16 protein-coding genes are annotated in these 18913 nt (G+C 76.3%); 12 read left to right on the forward strand and 4 right to left on the reverse strand.

Annotated features, from left to right (window positions below; translation table 11 throughout):
- Positions 1-102: 102 nt before the first annotated feature.
- The gene (locus tag AB0D08_RS23800; protein WP_359891376.1) at positions 103-1140 is read left to right on the forward strand and encodes a Fic family protein; all 1038 of its coding nucleotides are present in this window, start codon (positions 103-105) and stop codon (positions 1138-1140) included.
- On the opposite strand, the gene AB0D08_RS23805 is transcribed toward AB0D08_RS23800, so the two are convergent.
- The 3 genes from AB0D08_RS23805 to modA are packed head-to-tail and all read right to left on the reverse strand — an operon-like array spanning position 1128 to position 3920.
- Complete coding sequence (locus AB0D08_RS23805) at positions 1128-2210, reverse strand: ABC transporter ATP-binding protein (protein ID WP_359891379.1); 1083 nt, start codon at positions 2208-2210, stop codon at positions 1128-1130. The genes AB0D08_RS23800 and AB0D08_RS23805 overlap by 13 nt on opposite strands.
- A gap of 37 nt (positions 2211-2247) precedes the next feature.
- Positions 2248-3096 carry an ABC transporter permease gene (locus tag AB0D08_RS23810; RefSeq protein ID WP_033821731.1) on the reverse strand — a complete coding sequence of 283 codons (849 nt, stop codon included), beginning with the start codon at positions 3094-3096 and terminating at the stop codon, positions 2248-2250.
- Positions 3097-3098: 2 nt separating this feature from the next.
- Positions 3099-3920, reverse strand: coding sequence for a molybdate ABC transporter substrate-binding protein (modA, locus tag AB0D08_RS23815; protein WP_033821727.1), 822 nt, complete (start codon positions 3918-3920; stop codon positions 3099-3101).
- A gap of 243 nt (positions 3921-4163) precedes the next feature.
- Between modA and AB0D08_RS23820 the strand changes: the two genes are divergently transcribed.
- From AB0D08_RS23820 to AB0D08_RS23860, 9 genes are all read left to right on the forward strand, one after another.
- Positions 4164-5231 (forward strand): RNA ligase (ATP), encoded by a 1068-nt coding sequence (locus AB0D08_RS23820; RefSeq protein WP_359891381.1) that lies wholly within the window; start codon positions 4164-4166, stop codon positions 5229-5231.
- A gap of 98 nt (positions 5232-5329) precedes the next feature.
- Complete coding sequence (locus tag AB0D08_RS23825; protein ID WP_359891384.1) at positions 5330-6679, forward strand: cytochrome P450; 1350 nt, start codon at positions 5330-5332, stop codon at positions 6677-6679.
- Positions 6680-6931: 252 nt separating this feature from the next.
- Entirely contained in the window at positions 6932-7729 is a 798-nt protein-coding gene (locus AB0D08_RS23830) for an MHYT domain-containing protein (protein WP_359891386.1), read from the forward strand.
- 38 nt (positions 7730-7767) lie between these two features.
- Positions 7768-10407: a nitrate- and nitrite sensing domain-containing protein gene (locus tag AB0D08_RS23835; protein ID WP_359891389.1), complete on the forward strand. Its 2640-nt coding sequence runs from the start codon at positions 7768-7770 to the stop codon at positions 10405-10407.
- Positions 10404-10814: a roadblock/LC7 domain-containing protein gene (locus tag AB0D08_RS23840; protein ID WP_033824805.1), complete on the forward strand. Its 411-nt coding sequence runs from the start codon at positions 10404-10406 to the stop codon at positions 10812-10814. The genes AB0D08_RS23835 and AB0D08_RS23840 overlap by 4 nt, the downstream gene beginning before the upstream one ends.
- Positions 10815-10963: 149 nt before the next feature.
- Positions 10964-11293: a DUF742 domain-containing protein gene (locus tag AB0D08_RS23845; RefSeq protein ID WP_359891392.1), complete on the forward strand. Its 330-nt coding sequence runs from the start codon at positions 10964-10966 to the stop codon at positions 11291-11293.
- On the forward strand, positions 11274-11918 hold the full coding sequence (locus AB0D08_RS23850; protein ID WP_082527107.1) for an ATP/GTP-binding protein: 645 nt from the start codon (positions 11274-11276) through the stop codon (positions 11916-11918). Before AB0D08_RS23845 ends, AB0D08_RS23850 begins: the two co-directional genes overlap by 20 nt.
- A 200-nt stretch (positions 11919-12118) precedes the next feature.
- Positions 12119-13459, forward strand: a complete 1341-nt coding sequence (locus AB0D08_RS23855; RefSeq protein ID WP_359891395.1) for an ABC transporter substrate-binding protein — start codon at positions 12119-12121, stop codon at positions 13457-13459.
- Between the two features lie 121 nt (positions 13460-13580).
- Positions 13581-14537, forward strand: a complete 957-nt coding sequence (locus tag AB0D08_RS23860; RefSeq protein ID WP_033819430.1) for a hypothetical protein — start codon at positions 13581-13583, stop codon at positions 14535-14537.
- A gap of 355 nt (positions 14538-14892) precedes the next feature.
- Here the strand turns inward: AB0D08_RS23860 and AB0D08_RS23865 are convergent, their stop codons facing one another.
- Positions 14893-15522, reverse strand: a complete 630-nt coding sequence (locus tag AB0D08_RS23865) for a class I SAM-dependent methyltransferase (RefSeq protein WP_359891399.1) — start codon at positions 15520-15522, stop codon at positions 14893-14895.
- Between the two features lie 329 nt (positions 15523-15851).
- Between AB0D08_RS23865 and AB0D08_RS23870 the strand changes: the two genes are divergently transcribed.
- On the forward strand, positions 15852-17243 hold the full coding sequence (locus tag AB0D08_RS23870; RefSeq protein ID WP_033821549.1) for a diaminobutyrate--2-oxoglutarate transaminase family protein: 1392 nt from the start codon (positions 15852-15854) through the stop codon (positions 17241-17243).
- A complete protein-coding gene (locus AB0D08_RS23875; protein WP_359891402.1) occupies positions 17240-18784 on the forward strand; it encodes a pyridoxal-dependent decarboxylase in 1545 nt (514 codons plus the stop codon). The genes AB0D08_RS23870 and AB0D08_RS23875 overlap by 4 nt, the downstream gene beginning before the upstream one ends.
- Positions 18785-18913: the final 129 nt, after the last annotated feature.

The raw sequence follows: 18913 nt of genomic DNA on the forward strand, positions 1-18913 counted from the left end.
CCTGGCGATACCGGCCTCCCCACCGCGTGCTCCGGCCCTGCGTCGTGAGGGCCAGTCAGGAGGATAGGGCGCGACCCGCGGGCTGCGGCGCATCGGCCCGTCGTGCCGCCCCCGGGCGCCGAGGCCGTGCCCGCCGCGGCGCGCGAGCAGGCGCTGGCCGCGCTGGCCGAGTTGCGGGCCGCCGCCGGGTACCTCGGTGACCCGGACCTGTTCCACCGCCCGCGGCCGCGGGCGCGGCTGCACCACGCCCTGGTGGCCGGCACCGACCCGGCCCGGCTGGCCGAGCAGCTCGCCGCGGCCGCCGAACAGCGCGTCGCGGCAGGCCTGTTGGCGGTCGGCTCGGTCCGTGCCGAGTTGCTGGAGCGGCCCGGGCGTCGGCCGTGCTTCACCCCGGACGCGCTCGCCGAGCTGCACCGCCTGCTGGTGGCGGCCGACCCGGACATCCCCGGTCCGGGCGGGTTCCGGCGCACCACCGCCCGGGTCACCTGGCCGGACGGGAGCCGGTTCGTGATCGCGGTGGCGCCCGGCCGGGCGCTGCACGGTCAGCTGGAACGCTGGTACCGGTGGGCGGTCGCCGGCGCCTCCCCGGCGCTGGACGCCGCCGCGTTCGGGATGCTGCGGCTGTTCACCGTTCACCCGTTCCCCGACGGCAACGGCCGGATCGCCCGGCTGATCGCCCAGTGCGACCTGGTGGGCACCGGCCTGCTGCCCGGTCTGCTGCTCGACCTGGACGGCTGGGCGCAGGTCCACCACGCGGCGCAGGACGAGGCGATCGTCGCGGCGGCGGACGGCGACTGGGCCCGCTGGGGCGAGCTGTTCGCCCGTGCCGTGACGGAGACCGCCAGGCACCGGAGCGCGACCATCGCCACCTACCGGCAGCTGCTCGGCGCGGCCGAGGAGCGGGTGGCGGGCGACCCGGCGGCCCTCGCCGTGCTCGGGCAACTGCGGTACGCCCCGGCGCTGTCGGCCGATCGGCTGCGCGGCCGGATCCCGTACGATCCCGCGCCCGCGCTGGCCGCGCTGCGGTCCGCCCGGATCCTTGCCCCGCACCCGCGGCTGCCGGGCGCACTGGTCCACCCGGGCCTGCTGGCGGTGCTGGATGCCCCGTACTGCGGCCCGGACGGGGATCAGGCCGGGTAGGCGCGGGTCTGGGCGGCCTTGACGGCGGCCCAGACCGAGGAGCCCGGGGCGAGGTCGAGTTCGGCGACCGCCGCCGGGGTGAGGTCGGCGGCCATCGGCAGGGCGCCCGAGAGGTCGACCCGGACCTGGTCGCCGTGCAGGTCGAGACCGTCCACGGTGGCGGGCCAGACGTTGCGGGCGCTGGAGTCGGGCCGCTCCCGGTGCAGGGTGACCGCGGCGGGCGGGAAGGCGACGAAGGCCGCGCCGGTGAGCTCCTCGGTGGTGACCAGTTCCGGGCCGCCGTCGGGCAGGGAGACGGTGTGGCCCGCGGCGGTGCCGCGGTAGAGGTTGAGGCCGACCAGCCGGGCGATGTAGTCGGTGCGCGGGTGGCGGGCGATCTCGGCGGGGGTGCCGGACTGCACCTGCCGGCCGTCCTCGATCACCACCAGCCGGTCCGCCAGCACCATCGCGTCCAGCGGGTCGTGGGTCACCAGCACCGCCACCGCCTCGAACTCCGCCAGGTGGCGCCGCAGCTGGGAGCGGACGTCGAGCCGGGTGCGGGCGTCCAGCGCGGCCAGCGGCTCGTCGAGCAGCAGCAGCCGGGGGCGGACCGCCAGCGCGCGGGCGAGCGCGACCCGCTGGGCCTGGCCACCGGAGAGCCGGCCGGGCTTGGCGGCGCTGTGCTCGGCCAGGCCCATCCGCTCCAGCCAGGGCAGCGCGGCGGCCCGGGCGGCCGCCTTGCGCAGGCCCTGGCAGCGCAGCCCGAAGGCGACGTTGTCGAGTGCACTGAGGTGCGGGAAGAGCAGGTAGTCCTGGAACACCACACCGACCGGGCGTTCCTCCGCGGGGGTGTGCAGCCCGGTGGCCGGCTCCTCGAGGGTGACGCCGTCCAGCCGGAGGTGACCGGAACCCAGCGGCAGCAGCCCGGCCAGGGCGCGCAGCGCGGTGGACTTGCCGGCGCCGTTCGGGCCGAGCAGGGCGACCGTCTCGCCGGGGGCGGCGGTCAGTGCCAGGTCGAGCCGGAAGGCGGTGCGTTCGACCCGCAGCAGGGCGTCGAGCGCGGGGCGGGCGTCGGGCGCGGTCGGCGTCATGGGTGCGGGCTCCTGGGGGAGGGGGCCGGGGGCCGGTTCACGTGGTCGACAGCCAGCGCTCGCGCAGCCCGGCGAGGACGGCGACGGACACCGCGAGCAGGACCAGGCTGAGCGCGATGGCGGCCTCCGGGTCGCGCTCCATGGCGAGGTAGACGGCCAGCGGCATGGTCTGGGTCCGGCCGGGGAAGTTGCCGGCGAAGGTGATGGTGGCGCCGAACTCGCCGAGCGCCCGGGACCAGGCCAGTACGGCGCCGGCGCCGATGCCGGGGGCGATCAGCGGCAGCGTGACCCGGCGGAACGCGGTCAGCCGGGAGGCGCCCAGCGTGGCGGCCGCCTCCTCGTACCGGGGATCGGCGGCCCGCAGCGCGCCCTCCACGCTGATCACCAGGAACGGCATCGCGACGAAGGCCTCGGCGACCACCACGCCGGCCGTGGTGAACGGCAGCGTGATGCCGAAGGCCGAGTCGAGCCACCGGCCGACGATGCCGTTGCGGCCGAGCACCAGCAGCAGGGCCACACCGCCGACCACCGGCGGCAGCACCAGCGGCAGGGTCACCAGGGCGCGGATCACCCGGCGGCCGGGGATCTCGGTACGGGCCAGCAGCCAGGCCAGCGGCACCCCGAGCACCAGCGACACCACGGTCGCCGAGGTGGCGCAGATCAGCGACAGCCGCAGCGCCTGCCACACCTCGGGGCTGGTCAGCTGCTCGGGCAGCGAACTCCACGGCGCCCGGACCAGCAGCCCCACCAGCGGCAGGACCAGGAAGACCAGGCCGAGCAGCGCGGGCAGCAGCAGCGGGTAGGGGATGCGGCGGGAGCGCCGGCGGCGGGTGGCCGCCGGCGCTCCGCCGGTGCTCGGTGCTGCCTTGCGCAGGGGTCCGGACAGGGTCACGGGGTCTGGAAGCCGGCCGCGGTCAGGACCTGGGTGGCCTCGGCGGACTGGATGTAGGCGACGAAGGCCGCGGCGGCCGAGGCGTTGGGGGCCTTGGTGAGTGCGGCGATCGGGTAGTCGTTCACGGCCTTGGCGGCCTCGGGGAAGTCCACGCCGTCGATCTTCGCAGCATCGGCCTTCACATCGGTCTTGTACACGAGGGAGGCGTCCACCTCGCCCAGCTCGACCTTGGTGAGGGCGCCCTTGACGTCCTGCTCCAGGGTGACCGGGGTCAGGTTGACGCTGCCCGCGGCGAGCGCGGTGACGGCCGCCGAGCCGCAGGGCACCTCCTTGGCGCACAGTGCGACCTTGACGCCGGTGAGGTCCGCCAGGCCGGCGATGTGCTTGGGGTTGCCCTTGGGGACCGCGATGGCCAGCGTGTTGCGGACGAAGACCTTGGGGCTCTCGGCTCCCTTGGCGTCGGTGACGGTCTTCATGGTGGCCGGGCTCGCGGCGGCGAACACGTCGGCCGGGGCGCCGGAGTTGATGCTCTGGGCGAGGGCGGAGCTGCCGCCGAAGTTGAAGGTCACCTTGGCGCCGGGGTTGGCGGCCTCGAACTTCTTGCCGAGCTCGGTAAAGGACTCCTTGAGCGAGGCGGCGGCGAACACCGTCAGCGCGCCGGTCGCCTTGGGGGCGGCGGCGGAGGCGGTGGAGCTGCCGGCCGGCGCCGACGCGGTCGCGGCCGGGGTGGCGGCGTCGCTGCCGCAGGCGGTGAGGCCGGCGGCGAGGGCGAGCACGGAGGCGGCGGCGAGCGCGGCGCGGAGTCTGATGGAGCTCATGGGATTTCCCCTTCTGCCGCGCCGGGGGTACGGCGCGGGGGTATGGCGGCAACGCTGATCATACTGTCGCAAATACCACCGGAAAATCCTCTGTTTCATCGCACAGGCCAGGACCACCGCGCCCGGATGATCGCATGTGCGATAGCGCAAGCCGAAAATCCCTGGCCACCGTGGTGGCCCGCCCGCGAGAGTGTCCGCACGGCGCGGCCGAGGGCCGCGCCCGGACGGGGAGGAGTACCCGGAATGTCGACACTGCGCGTCACCGCCGAACGGCTGACGATCCATGAGCACCCCAACGCGGACGCCCTCGAGCTGGCCCAGGTCGGGCTCTACCGCGCGGTGGTCGCCAAGGGCGCCTTCCGCAGCGGGGACCTCGCGGTGTACATCCCGGAGCAGGCGGTGCTGCCGCCCGCGCTGATCGAGGAGCTCGGCCTGACCGGCCGGCTGGCCGGCAGCCGGGCCGACCGGGTCCGGGCCGTACGGCTGCGCGGCGAACTCTCCCAGGGCATCGTCTGCCGCCCGCGCGCGGTCGGCGAGGACGACCTGGTGCAGGCCCTCGACTCCGGCGCGGACTTCGCCGAGCTGCTCGGCATCGTCAAGTGGGTGCCGCCGGTCCCGTCCTCGATGAGCGGCGACGTGGAGCCGGCCCCGGAGCTGCTGCCCTGGGTGGACATCGAGAACCTCAAGCGCTTCCCCGGCGTCTTCGAGCCCGGCGAGCCGGTGGTGGTGACCGAGAAGCTGCACGGCACCTGCTGCCTGCTCACCTTCCACGCCGGCAGCGGCGAGGTGCAGGTGTCCTCCAAGGGCATCGGCGCCCAGTCCCTGGCGCTCAAGGAGGACGGGCGCAACCTCTACTGGCGGGCGGTGCGCGCGCACGGCGTCCCCGAGGCGGCGGCCCGGCTGGCCGAGCGGCTCGGCGCCGACCGGGTGGGCGTCTTCGGCGAGGTGTTCGGCGCCGGGGTGCAGGACCTGGCGTACGGCGCGGTCGGCGGCGGCGAGCTGCCCGGCTACGCGGTGTTCGACGTCTCGGCGGTCGTCGACGGGCAGCTGCGCTGGCTGGACTCCGCCGAACTGCTGGACGGAGAACTGCCGCTGGTGCCCCGGCTTTGGAGTGGCCCGTTCGACGCCGACCGGGTGCTGGCGCTGGCCGACGGCCGGGAGACCGTCTCCGGGCGGGACCTGCACCTGCGCGAGGGCGTGGTGGTCCGTCCCGTCACCGAGCGGCACAGTCCGCTGCTCGGCGGCCGGGCCATCGCCAAGGTGGTCAGCGGCGCGTACCTGACCCGCAAGGGCGGTACCGAGTTCGAGTGACCGGGCGGGCCGGCGGGCGCCGGGCGCGCTCTTCTGCGGTGATGAACCGTCAGTTAGCGTGGTGCGGATACGTACATCCGTTCCAGCTCGGAGGTGTCATGCCGGCCACCCGCGCTCCCGGCCCGCCCGGTCTCCCGCTCCTCGGCTCGATGCTCGACCTCAAGCAGGACCCGTTGCGGGCATACCTCGACGCCCGGCGCGACCACGGTGACGTGGTCCGGTTCTCGGCCGGACCGCCCGGGCTGCGGGCCGAGTTCTACCTGGTCTGCTCCCCGGAGGGCGCCCAGCAGGTGCTGGCCACCCAGGCCGCCAACTTCCGCAAGGAGAACGTCTTCTACGAGGAGATCCGGCAGACCTTCGGCAACGGGCTGCTCACCTCGCAGGACGCCGACTACCTGCGCCAGCGGCGGCTGGTCCAGCCGCTGTTCACCCGGCGCCGGGTGGACGGCTACGCGCAGGCGGTCGCCGCCGAGTCCGCCGCGCTGGCCGAACGCTGGGAGCGGACGCCGCGCGGGGTGGTCGACGCGGCCGACGAGATGTCCAGGTTCGCGCTGCGCACGGTCGCCCGGATCCTGTTCGGCGCCGACGTGGAGGCCGCCATCGACGTGGTGCGCACGGCCTTCCCCGTCCTCGGCCGCTACGTGCGCGGGCGGGCGCTGTCCCCGCTGCGCACCCCCCGCAGCTGGCCGACCCCGGGCAACCGGGAGGCGGCGGCCGCCGAGGCGGCGCTCCACCGGGTCTGCGACGACATCATCGCCCGCCGGGCCGGGCGCAGCTCGGACGACCTGCTCGGGCTGCTGGCCGAGGCGCGCGGCGAGGGCGGCGAGGCGCTGGACGCCACCGAACTGCGCGAGCAGGTGCTGATCTTCCTGCTGGCCGGCCACGAGACCACCGCCACCTCGCTCACCTTCGCTCTGCACCTGCTGGGCCGCCACCCCGAGCAGCAGGAGCGGGCCGGGGCCGAGGCCCGGGCGGTGCTCGCCGGCGGCCGCCCGCCCACCGCCGAGGACCTGGCGTCCCTGCCGTACCTGACCCGGGTGCTCAAGGAGGCGATGCGGCTCTACCCGGCGGCCCCGGTCATCGGCCGGCGCGCGGCCGCGGCCTGCGTGGTGGACGGCGTGGAGATCCCGGCCGGTGCGGACGTGCTGGTCGCCCCGTACGTGACGCAGCGACACCCGGACCACTGGGAGGACCCGGAGCGCTTCGACCCGGAGCGTTTCACCCCCGAACGGGAGGCGCGCAGGCACCGCTACGCGTGGTTCCCGTTCGGCGGCGGTCCGCGGGCCTGCATCGGCCAGCACTTCTCGATGCTCGAGTCGGTGCTCGGACTGGCGGTGCTGCTGCGGGAGTTCGAGGTCTCGGCGGTCGACACCGAGGTGCGGCTGACGCACGGGATCACGCTGGAGGTCGACGGCCCGGTGCGGATAGGCCTGACCAGGAAGGGATGACGGGGGCGGGGCGTACGGGCCTGATGTCCGTGCGCCCTCGGTCGTTCCGCGCGGCCGTCGCACGCGGGGGCGCACAACGGCGGGGCCCGCGCGCCGCCCACAGGGGGGCACCATTCGAGCACAGCCGACCCTTGGCACGGGCGGCTTTTCGCATGTTCGGGTGAGCATCTTTCAACGCTCGGTAGCGTCCAGCGCATCCGAGAACGAAAGCGCACATGCGCCGGGCATATGACCCGACGTGCGGAGGCCCCGATGGGAACGATCGACCACCTGAGCGTCGGCTGGCTCACCCCGACCCTCTCCTACCTGATGGCCTGCACCGGCGCCGCGCTCGGCCTGCGCTGCACCCTGCGGGCGCTCGCCGCCACCGGCCCCTCGCGGCGGAACTGGCTGCTCACCGCGGCCGCGGCGATCGGCACCGGGATCTGGACGATGCACTTCGTCGCCATGTTCGGAGTCACCGTGGACGGCACCGAACTGCGCTACAACGTACCGCTCACCCTGCTCAGCCTGCTGGTCGCCGTCCTGGTGGTGGGCCTCGGAGTCCTCGTGGTCGGCCACGGCCGCCACCGCGGTCGCGCCCTGCTGGCCGGCGGCACCGTCACCGGCGTCGGCGTGAGCGCCATGCACTACCTCGGCATGGCCGCCGTCCGTCTGCACGGCACCCTCTCCTACGCGCCCGGGACCGTCGCGCTGTCCGTCGTGATCGCGATCGGCGCCGCCACCGCCGCGCTCTGGGCCACCCTCACCATCCGCACCCTGCCCGCCGCCGGCGGCGCCGCGCTGGTGATGGGACTCGCGGTCAGCAGCATGCACTACACCGGCATGGCCGCCGTCCACGTCCACCTGGACCCCGCCCGCACGGGTCTGGACGGCGCCACCCCGATGCAGTTCATCTTCCCGCTCGCGGTCGGCCTCGGCTCCTTCCTCTTCCTCACCTCCGCGTTCGTCGCCCTCTCCCCGAGCGCCCAGGAACGCGCCGCCTACCGGGAGGCCGGCGAACTCGCCGTCGAGGACCTGCGCGCCACCGGACTCGACCGCGCCGCCTGAGCCCGCCCACCCACCGCCACCCCGAAAGGCAGCCACCCATGCGTGTACGCCGCGGCACCTCCCGCAGCGCGCCGCCGGCCTCCCCGAGCGCGGCGCGCGGCCCCGTCCGGCCCGGAACCGGCGGACAGCGCCGGGGCGCCCACGCCGGCCCGCCGGCCCGCGAGGAGCGGACCGGCCGCCCGGCCCCGGCCCGGGCCGTCCCCCGGACCTCGCCGGGCCCGGCGCTGCGGCCCCGCACCGTCCGCGCGAAGATCCTCGCGCTGCTGATGGTCCCGGTGGTGTCGGTGATCGCCCTGTGGTCGTTCGCCACCGTGACCACCGCCCAGGACGTCGCCGCACTGCGCCGCGTCCGGTCCGTGGACCATGCGCTGCGCGTCCCGGTCGAGGCCACCGTGGCCGCCCTGCAGGCCGAACGGGCCGCCGCCGGGGACCTGCTGGCCGCCCCCGGCCCGGTCCGGGAGAGCGCCCTGCGCGACACCGCCGCCGCCACCGACCGGGCCGCCGCCCCGCTCGCCCTCGCCCCCGGCTACAACCGGGCCGACGCCGAGGGCCTCCCCGCCGCCACCGCTGACCGGGTGGACGCGCTCACCGCCGCGGTCGCCGGCCTCGCCGGTCTGCGGACCAGGCTGCTCGCCCGGACCGTCACCTGGGCCGACGCCTACGGCGCGTACGGCACCGCGGTGGACCGCGCGCTGGAGGTCACCGGCGCGGTCGCCGCCGAGGCGGACCGGCCCGGCGGCTCGGACGCCCGGGTGCTGCTGGAACTCGCCCGCTCCCGCGAACTGCTCGCCCGCGAGGACGCGCTGCTGCGGCCCGGCCAGGCACTCGGCCGCCTCCCCGACGACCAGCTCCGCGAGTTCGGCGCCGCCGCCTACGCGCGCCGGATGTTCGAGCAGACCGCCGCCGGCGACCTGCGGCCCGCCGACCGGGCCGCCCTGGTGGCGGTCGTCGAAGGCGGCGACCACCAGGACCTGGTCCGCTTCGAGGACGCCGTCCGCGACTCCGCCGACGGCCGGGCGGCCGCCGCCGCGGTCGCCCCCGACCGGTGGGCGGTCGCCGCCGACAGCACCGCCCGCCGGCTGGGGACCGTCCAGTCCGCGGCCACCGCCGCGGCCCTGGAACGCGCCGACCCGTACGCCGTCGGCCTGCTCACCCCGGCCGGGGCCGCCGTCCTGCTGGGTCTGTGCGCGGTGGTCGCCTCGCTGCTGATCTCGGTGCAGATCGGCCGCGGGCTGGTCACCGAGCTGATCGGCCTGCGGAACTCCGCCCTGGAACTGGCCGGACGCCAACTCCCCGCCACCATGCGGCGGCTGCGCGCCGGAGAGGAGATCGACGTGGAGACGGAGGCCCCGCTGGGGCCGCACGGGGACGACGAGATCGGCCAGGTGCACGGCGCGCTCGGCACCGTCCGGCGGGCCGCCGTCACCGCCGCCGTGGAGCGGGCCGAGGTGCTCTCCGGGGTCTCCGGGGTCTTCGTCAACCTCGCCCGGCGCAGCCAGGTCCTGGTCCACCGGCAGCTCACCCTGCTGGACGCGATGGAGCGCCGGACCGAGGACCCGGCCGAACTGGACGACCTGTTCCGGCTCGACCACCTGACCACCCGGATGCGCCGCCACGCGGAGGGCCTGATCATCCTCTCCGGCGCCGCCCCCGGCCGGGCCTGGCGACGGCCGGTCCCGCTGGTGGACGTGGTCCGGGCCGCCGTCGCGGAGGTCGAGGAGTACGCCCGGGTCGAGGTCCACCGGCTGCCGCCGGTGGCGCTGGCCGGCCCGGCCGTCGCCGACCTGACCCACCTGGTCGCCGAACTGGTGGAGAACGCCACCGGGTTCTCGCCGCCGCACACCAAGGTGCACATCCGCGGCGAACCGGTCGGCAACGGCTACGCGCTGGAGATCGAGGACCGGGGTCTGGGGATGGGCCCGGAGGCGCTCGCCGACGCCAACCGCCGGATCGCCGCCACCGAGCAGACCGACCTGTTCGACAGCGACCGGCTCGGCCTCTTCGTGGTCAGCCGGCTCGCCAAGCGTCACGAGGTCAGGGTCGCGCTGCGGCCCTCCGCGTACGGCGGCACCACCGCCGTGGTGCTGCTGCCCACCGTCCTGCTCCGGACCCCGGAACCGGCGGTGCGCCCGGACGCCCCGGTGGCCACCGCGGCGTCCGGCGGGCCCGGCCCGGTGGCCGCCGCACCGGCCCGGACCCCGCTCCCGGCCGGGCGGGCGGAGCCGACTCCGGTCCGGCCGCCCGCCACCGCGGTGCCGTTCGGCGCCCGGGGCGCCGAGCCCGGGGTGCTGCGGCCCACGCCGTTCCGGGCGGCCGTCGGGCGGACCGCCCGTCCGGTGGTGGTCCCCGCCCCGGCCGAGGTCCCGGCGGGCCCCGCCGCCGAACCGCCCGGAGCACCCGCGGAGGCCGGGGACGCCGGGGACGCCGAACTGCCGAAGCGGGTCCGCCAGGCCGGCCTCGCGCCGCAGCTCCGCGGGACCCCCGCCCGCCCGCGGTCCCGCAGCGGCGGCCCCGCACCGCTCGACCGCGACCCGGAGCAGGCCCGGGCCGCGATGTCCGCCTACCGGCAGGGCTGGGTCCGCGGCCTGGCCCCGCACCGGGCCGCCGCCGACCCGGACACCCCCACCGGCCCCACCGCCTCGGTCCGCCCGATCGGACCGGAAGGAGAGCACCGATGATCGGCACCACCCGCCCTGTGGGCGAACTGAACTGGCTGCTGGACGAGTTGGTGGCCCGGGTGGCCGACGCCCGGTTCGCGGTGATGCTGTCCTCGGACGGCCTGGCGATGGGCACCTCGGCCGGGATCGGCCGCGAGGACGGTGAGCACCTGGCCGCCGTCGCCTCCGGCTTCCACAGCCTGGCCAAGGGTGCCGGGCGGCACTTCGAGGCGGGCGAAGTCCGGCAGACCATGGTCGAGTTGGAACACGGGTTCCTGTTCGTCGCGGCCGCCGGCGAGGGCAGCTGCCTGGCCGTCTTCGCCGGGGCGGGTGCCGATCTCGGCCTGATCGCCTACGAGATGGCCCGGCTGGTCCGCCGGGTCGGCGAGCACCTGTCCACGCCGCCGCGCAGTCCGGCCGGGGACTGAGCGGGGTGCCGTACCCGCCGCGCCGCCCGCCAGGCCCACCGCCCGTGCCGCCGCCCCCACCGCATCCGCCCGGGCCCCCACCCGTACCGCCGCCCGCGCCGCCTGATGCGCCGTCGCCCGACCGCTGGTACGACGAGGACGCGGGTCCGATGGTCCGACCGTACGCCGTGACCCGGGGCCGGACCGGCGCCGGCGGCCCGGAGTTCGACCTGATCGCGCTGGTCACCGGGCACGTACCGGCGGGCGCCGACCCGCCGGTCGGCCCCGAGCACGCCGTCATCCTCGACCTCTGCCAGGGCGAGCCGCTCTCCGTCGCGGAGATCGCCGCCGAACTCGACCTCCCCCTCGGCGTGGTCCGGGTGCTGCTCGGCGACCTGCTGGACGCCGGCCACATCCGGGTCGGCCGCCCCGTACCGCCGGCCCTGCTGCCCGACGCACACATCCTCCAGGAGATCGTCCATGGACTCCGCGCACTGTGACCCGGCATCGCCCGGGACCCCCGCGCCGGTCGCGTACCCACGGCCCGCCGACACCCCGGACCTGGCCCTGAAGATCCTGGTCGCGGGCGGGTTCGGGGTGGGCAAGACCACCCTGGTCGGCTCGGTCAGCGAGATCCGCCCGCTGCGTACCGAGGAGCAACTCAGCGCCGCCGGGCGGGGCGTGGACGACCTCGGCGGGGTGGAACGGAAGACCACCACCACGGTCGCGATGGACTTCGGCCGGATCACCATCCGCGAGGGCCTGTCGGTGTACCTGTTCGGCACCCCCGGACAGGACAGGTTCTGGTTCCTCTGGGACGAACTGGCCCAGGGGGCACTCGGTGCCGTGGTGCTCGCCGACACCCGGCGGCTGACCGACTGCTTCCCCGCCGTCGACTTCTTCGAGCACCGCGGCATCCCGTTCGTGGTCGCCGTCAACCAGTTCGCGGGCAGCCGGGTGCACCGGGTCGAGGACGTCTCCGCGGCCCTCGACCTGGACCCGGCCACCCCGGTGGTGCTCTGCGACGCCCGGCGCCGCGACTCCGGCAAGAACGTGCTGATCAGCCTGGTCGAGCACGCCGGACGGGTGCACGCCGCCCGGCTGCTCGCGGAGGTGGCCGGCTAGGAATTCGGCTACCTTCCGGCCCGGTTGAAGGTCGGTCAGGCGCCGGGCCCGGGTCAAACCTGTACGGACAACCCTGTTTGTTTCGACGCCGTCCGCCCGGTGTTCGCGCGGTGTCGGCCTGATCGTGTGCCGGTGCCGTTTGGCTGTCGGCCGGGTGAGCGCGCTCCCGCGCCGCCCGCAGACCGACGAGGGCAGGCAGCATGAGCAGGCGGACCGTGGCGCCCGGGGACCGACCCGGCGAGGCCGCCCGGCGGACGCACGCGGGCCCCCGCGGCCGCGCGCGGCGCCGGGCCGCGGCCCTGGCGGCCGCCGCGGCCCTGCTCCCGGCGCTGCTGGCGACAACCGCCTGCGGCGGCCCGGCCGGTGCCTCCGACGGCGATGGCCAACTCACCGTCATGACCTGGGCGCCGTCCGGCACCGGCTCCGCCGACCGTCCCGGGGTGACCGCCCTCGCCGAGGAGATCGCCCGCGAGGTCAACGCCAAGGGCGGCCCGGCCGGACACCGGCTCAAGGTGCTCACCTGCAACGAGCACAACTCCGCCGCCGGCGTCACCGACTGCGCCCACCAGGCCATCGCGGCCCACGCGGTCGCGGTGATCGGCTCGTACAGCCAGTACGGCGACACCTTCATGCCGCTGCTGGAGGAGGCCGGCATCCCCTACCTCGGCGGCTACGGGCTCTCCGGCTCGGAGTTCAGCAGTCCGCTGTCCTACCCGGTGGCCGGCGGGACACCGACCCTGATCGCGGGCAGCGGCCGGCAGCTCGCCGCGGCCGGCTGCAAGGCGGTGGCCCTGGTCCGCCCGGACAACGGCATCGGCGACACCCTCACCCGCTACCTCTCCGGTGCGATCTCGCCCGCCGGGATCAAGCTCGCCGACGTCAAGGTGGCGGAGAACGCGGCCAGCGCGGCCGCCGTCCTGCCGATCGCCCAGAAGGCGGTCGGCGACGACCGGTCCGGCAACTGCGTCACCGTCGCGCTCGGACCCGAGCAGACCCTGCTGCTGCTCGACGCCTACCGTCAGCTGGCCCCCAAGCGCACCCAGCTGGCCTCGGTGATCGGCAGCATCCAGCAGGCCGTCATCGACACCACCGGAGGTGCGAAGAGCCCGCTCAACGGGTCCTTCGCGACCGGCTGGTACCCGCCCGAGTCGTCAAAGGTCTGGGACGACCTGCGCAGCACCGCGGGCAACGCGGCCGGCGCCGGCGGCCGGCCGATCGACACCTCGGACCTCGCCGTCCAGACCACCTGGGTCGCCTACCAGACGTTCCTGCAGGCCGTCGACCGGATCTCCTCGGCCGGCCAGCCGCTCACCGCCAAGGGCATGCGGGCCCAGCTGGACAGCGGCGACTCGATCGACACCGGCGGAGTCACCCCGCCGCTCAACTGGGGGCAGGGCGACATGCTGCCGAGCGCGGAGTCCCCCCGGCTGACCAACACCTGGGTGACCTTCCAGCAGGTCAAGGGCGGCCGCCTGACCGAGCAGCAGAGCGGCTTCGTCGACGTCCGCTGGGTCCTGACCGGCGGCAAGCCGCCGCAGTGACCCGGGGTGCGGGCGGGCCCCGGCCGCCGGCCGGACGGCGCCCCCGGCGGCGGTGCGTGGGCGACGCACCGAACCGGCCCGCTGTCGGCCGATGCGAGGACCGGCGTCGTACGCTCCAAACGTGATCACCTATCAGCACCGCAGGCTGGCCGCGCTCGCCGACGAGAGCCGTTGGCCGGAGCTGCTCGACGCCTACCGGCGGACCCGGGCGGCGGCCGTGGCGCGGCACGGGCAGGCGGTGGGGGCGGCCGAGGCGGCGCCCTTCGGTCACCTGATCGCGTACGGCGCGCCGCCCGAGCTGGCCGCCCGGCTGTTCGACCCGGACGGCGGACCGGACACCGCCGCCGGCCCGGCCGACCACGACGCCGGACCGCTCTGGGAGGTCCTGGCGACCCGTCACCCCTGGCGGCGGCTGGCCCCGCTGCTGGACGCCGCGCCCGTCCGGCGGCTGGTCACCCACACCCGGGTGCTGCTCGGCGAGGACCTCACTGCCGATGCCGAACCCGACCCGGAAGGCGTCCCACTGACCCTCGCCGGCTGGGAGGCGGCCGGCCGCCAGGAGGGCGGCCTGGTCCCCGAGTACCTCAGGGACGGCGGCGCCCTGCGGGTGCCCGCGGCCCTGCCGGCCACCCGCGAGGGCCTCGGCCAGGTCGACCTGCCCGCCCCCGGCGAACCGGTCCGCGGCCTGGCCGCCACCCGGCTGCTGGCCGTCCTGGCCCCATGGGCCACCGTCTCCTGCGTCCGCGGCACCGGCCGCGACGCCGCCGCCCGCACCGCACCCCCGGGCCGGGTCAACGGCGGCCACCTGCCGTTCGCCGCCGCCTACCCGGCCCTGGTCCGGGTCGGCTCGGAACACCCCGCCCAAGGCGCGGCGGACGGCCGCCTCGCCCTGTGGCGCGTCCTCGCCGCGATGACCGGCGGGCCCCGCCCGTCCCGTGCCGAGATCGACTCCCTGGTCGCCCGCCTGCGCTGCTTCACCTGGAGCGAACCCGCCGACGAGGTCCGCTACCTCCACCTCACCCTCGAGGACCCCGCCACCGGCCTCGCCTGGGCCGTCAGCGGCAACGCCGACATCTGACACCCCCTGCCCTCCCCGGCCCGTGCTTATTTCAAGGGCGAGGGGAACGGTCCCCGCCCCCGGCCCGGGTGGGGCTTTTCGGGGGCGCGGGGAACTGCGCCCGGCGGAAGGCCACCCACCTGTACCGCCGGGCACGGCCCCCTGCCCTCCGGCCCGGGCGGGGCCTTTCAGGGGCGCGGGGAACTGCGCGCACCGGAAGGCCACCCACCCGTACCGCCGGGCACGGCCCCCTGCCCTCCGCCCAGGGCCGGGCGCCAGGCCCCGTGCCCGTCGCCGCCCCGACGACCTGCCCCGCTACGACGCCGCGTCGCCCTCGCTCCGGTCCCGCTCCTGCGCGCGGGCGCCGACCGACCCCTCAGCCCTCCCGCCGCACCGCCACCGCCAGGTACCGCTCGTCGGTGTCGGTGTACGCGGTCAGCCCCCAGCCGCAGGCGTCCAGGAGCAGGCGGAGGTTGGGTTCGGCCCGCAGGTCGTCCGGGGTGATCCGGCGGCCGTGCCGGGCGGCGAGGGCGGTGCGGCCGATCGGGTGGTAGAGGGCGAGGCGCCCGCCGGGGCGGGTGATCCGGGCCAGTTCGCGCAGGCCGGTGCCGGGGCCGGGCAGGTGGGAGATCAGGCCCGCGCCGAAGACCAGGTCGACGACCGCGTCGCGCAGCGGGAGCCGGGCGCAGTCGGCCACCAGCAGGTCGGCACTGCCACGGTGGGCACGGGCCAGGTCGATCATCTCGGGCGTGAGGTCCACACCCAGGACGGTGCCGTGCGGCCCGGCGGCGGCCCGCAGCAGTGGCAGTGCCCGTCCGGTCCCGCAGCCCGCGTCCACGACGAAGTCGCCAGCTGTGATGCCGAGTTCGGCGATGGCCCGGGTGTAGCGCGGCCCGTCGTCGGGGAACTTCGTATCCCAGCCGGCTGCGCGCGCCGCGAAGAACTCCCGGGTGCGGGCCAGTTCGGCCGGTCCGTCCCCGGGCCGGGCGGCGGTTGCGTCGGACACGGCGTACTCCCTCGGTCGGTGCTGCCCGCAGCGTAGTCTCCGCCCCGCCACCCGCCACCCGCCACCCGCCACCCGTCACCCGCCACCCGCGCCGCGCGCCCACGCCCGACCGCCTGGCCCCGACCCGTCCACCCGCCCCCGTGTCCCCGGCCGCTCCCGCTCGTTGTCCACGCCGACGGCTGCCCTGCGGCCCGGGCCCCGCGCCTCGCCGCCCCGCGTCCTGCCCGGCCGGCCGGGCATCACCCGGTCGGGTGGAGTTCGGTGGCGGTGCGGGATCACCGAAGTGCGGTCGGTAAAGTTAGGCTTACCTAACTAAAGGGAGCCAGCCTGTGACCCTCGCCGTCGACACCGCCGCCACCGTCGACACCGCCGCCCCCGTCGGCGACGCGATCCTGCGCCGCCAGCGCATCCGCGAGTCGGCCGCCCGGACGTACGCCCGGTCCTTCCCGATCGTCCCGGTGCGCGCCAACGGCATGACCGTGGAGGGCGCGGACGGCCGCCGGTACCTGGACTGCCTGTCCGGCGCGGGCACCCTGGCCCTCGGCCACAACCATCCGGTGGTGCTGGAGGCGATCCGCCGGACCCTGGACAGCGGCGCGCCGCTGCACCTGCTGGACCTCGCCACCGCCGAGAAGGACGACTTCACCTCCGCCCTGTTCGCCAGTCTCCCGGCGGAGTTCGCGGCCGGCGCCCGGGTGCACTTCTGCGGCCCGGCCGGTACCGACGCGGTCGAGGCGGCGCTCAAGCTGATGCAGACGGCCACCGGCCGCCGCGGTGCGCTCGCCTTCACCGGCGCGTACCACGGGATGACGGCCGGCGCGCTCGCGGTCACCGGCAGTGTCGCGGTCAAGTCCCCACTGCCGAGCGGCGGCGAGGTCACCCGGCTGCCCTACCCGTACCCGTACCGCTGCCCGTTCGGGGTCGGCGAGCGGGGCGCGGAGCTGTCCGCCGCGTACACCGAGCGGCTGCTGGACGACCCGTCCGGCGGGGTGCTGCCGCCCGCTGCGATGATCCTGGAGGCCGTCCAGGGCGAGGGCGGCGTGGTGCCTGCGCCGGACGCGTGGCTGCGGGAGATGCGCCGGATCACCGCCGAGCGCGGCATCCCGCTGATCGTGGACGAGGTGCAGACCGGGGTCGGCCGGACCGGTGCGATGTGGGCGGTCGAGCACAGCGGGGTGCTGCCGGACGCGATGGTGCTGTCCAAGGCGATCGGCGGCAGCCTGCCGCTGGCGGTGGTGGTCTACCGCGAGCAGTACGACGGCTGGCAGCCCGGCGCGCACACCGGCACGTTCCGCGGCAACACGCTGGCGATGGCGGCGGGCGCGGCCACCCTGCGGTACGTCGCCGCGCACGGGCTGGTGGCGCGCGCCGAGCTGGTCGGGGCGCGGATGACCGCCCGGCTGGACGGGTTGAAGAGCAGGGTCCCGGCGGTCGGCGACGTCCGCGGGCGGGGGCTGATGATCGGGGTCGAGCTGGTCGATCCGTCCGCCGGGCCGGACAGCTGCGGTGCGCTGCCGCCGGACCCGGCGCTGGCCGTCCGGGTCCGGCAGGCCTGCCTGGAGCGCGGCCTGATCGTCGAACTCGGCGGCCGCCACGACGCGGTGCTGCGGCTGCTGCCGCCGCTCACCATCAGCGACGAGCAGGCCGAGGCGGTGCTGGACCGGCTCTGCGACGCGATCGAGTCCGCGGCCCGCTCCTCGACGGCGGACGCCCCCCGGTGAGCGACCGCCCCCCGGTGAGCGACCGGCCACCGTCTCCCGGCCCCGGAGCTCCCGCCGCCCTGTCCGGTGGCGTCCACGGCCCGGATGCCCTCCGCCCGCTGCTGGACCTCGTGCTGACGGCCCTGGCGGTGGGTGCCGAGCAGCGCGGCGGGCCGATCCCGGCCGGTCAACCCGGGCGGCTGGCCGAGCAGTTCGCGGGCGTGCTGCGGTACGGCCGGGACGAGCCGGACCCGGACGCGCTGCTGCGGCTGACCACCCATCTCGCCCAGGGCGCCGCCGACCCGGCGGATCCGGCGTGCGCGGCGCACCTGCACTGTCCGCCGCTGGCCGTCGCCGTCGCGGCCGACCTGGCGGTCGGCGCGCTCAACCCGTCCCAGGACTCCTGGGACCAGGCCCCGGCCGCCACCGCCTTCGAGACCGAGCTGCTGGCCGAACTCGCCGAACTGGTGGGCCATCCGCCCGGATCGGCCGCGGGTGTGGTGACCTCCGGCGGCACCGAGTCCAATCTGCTCGGTCTGATGCTGGCCCGCGACCGCACCCTCGGCGCCCCCGGCGCCGAGGTCGAGCTGCACGGTCTGCCCGCGGCGGTCCGGCCGGTGATCGTGGCGTCCCGGGCCGCGCACTTCTCGGTGCAGCGCGCCGCCGCCCTGCTCGGCCTCGGCGAACGGGCGGTGCTCGGAGTGGCGGTCGACCGCGGGCTGCGGATGGACCCGGCCGCGCTGGCCGACACGCTCGCCGGGGCGGTCCGCGACGGCCGCACCCCGATCGCCGTGGTCGCCACCGCCGGCACCACCGACACCGGTGCGGTCGACCCGCTGCACCGGGCGGCCGACCTGGCCGCCCGGTACGGCGCCTGGCTGCACGTCGACGCCGCGTACGGCGGCGGGGCGCTGTTCTCGCGCCGGCTCGCCCCACTGCTGGACGGCATCGACCGGGCCGACTCGCTCTCGCTGGACTTCCACAAGCTCGGCTGGCAGCCGGCCGCCGCCGGGGTGTTCCTGGTGCGGGAGGCCGCGAGTTACGCCTCGCTGGCCCGGCGGGCGGTGTACCTCAACCCGGCCGACGACGAGCGGGCCGGGTACCCGAGCCTGCTCGGCCGTTCGCTGCGCACCACCCGCCGCCCGGACGGGTTCAAGCTGGCCGTCACCCTGCGGACCCTCGGCCGGGACGGGCTCGGCCGCCTGGTGGACGCCTGCCACGACCTGGCCCGGGCGACGGCCCGCGCGGTCGACGCCGATCCGGCGCTGGAGCTGTTCTGCGAACCGGTGCTGACCACGGTGGTGTTCCGCTACCGCCCGGCCGGCGACGACCCGGCGGTGGCCGACCGGGTCAACGCGGAGCTGCGCCGGGTGCTGCTGCGGTCGGGCCGGGCCGTGGTCGGCCGGACCGAGCTGCCGGGCGACGGACCCGGCCGGGTGCGGCTGAAACTGACGCTCCTCAACCCGCACACCACCGTCGAGGACACCGCGGCGCTGCTGGCCGGGATCGTCCGCGCAGGCCGCGCCGTGGAACGGTCCGGCGGTGCCCCGGAATTCGGCTGAGGCCACAGCAGAAACTCCTTTCAGGGCGCAGGAATTGGGGGATTGTCCACTGGTGCCACCGGCCCCGACCTGCGGATACCGGTGGGACGCGTGGCGGCCGGGAAGTCTCCGTGAACAGACTTTCCCGGC

Source organism: Kitasatospora sp. NPDC048540, assembly GCF_040651175.1.
Classification (GTDB): Bacteria; Actinomycetota; Actinomycetes; order Streptomycetales; family Streptomycetaceae; genus Kitasatospora.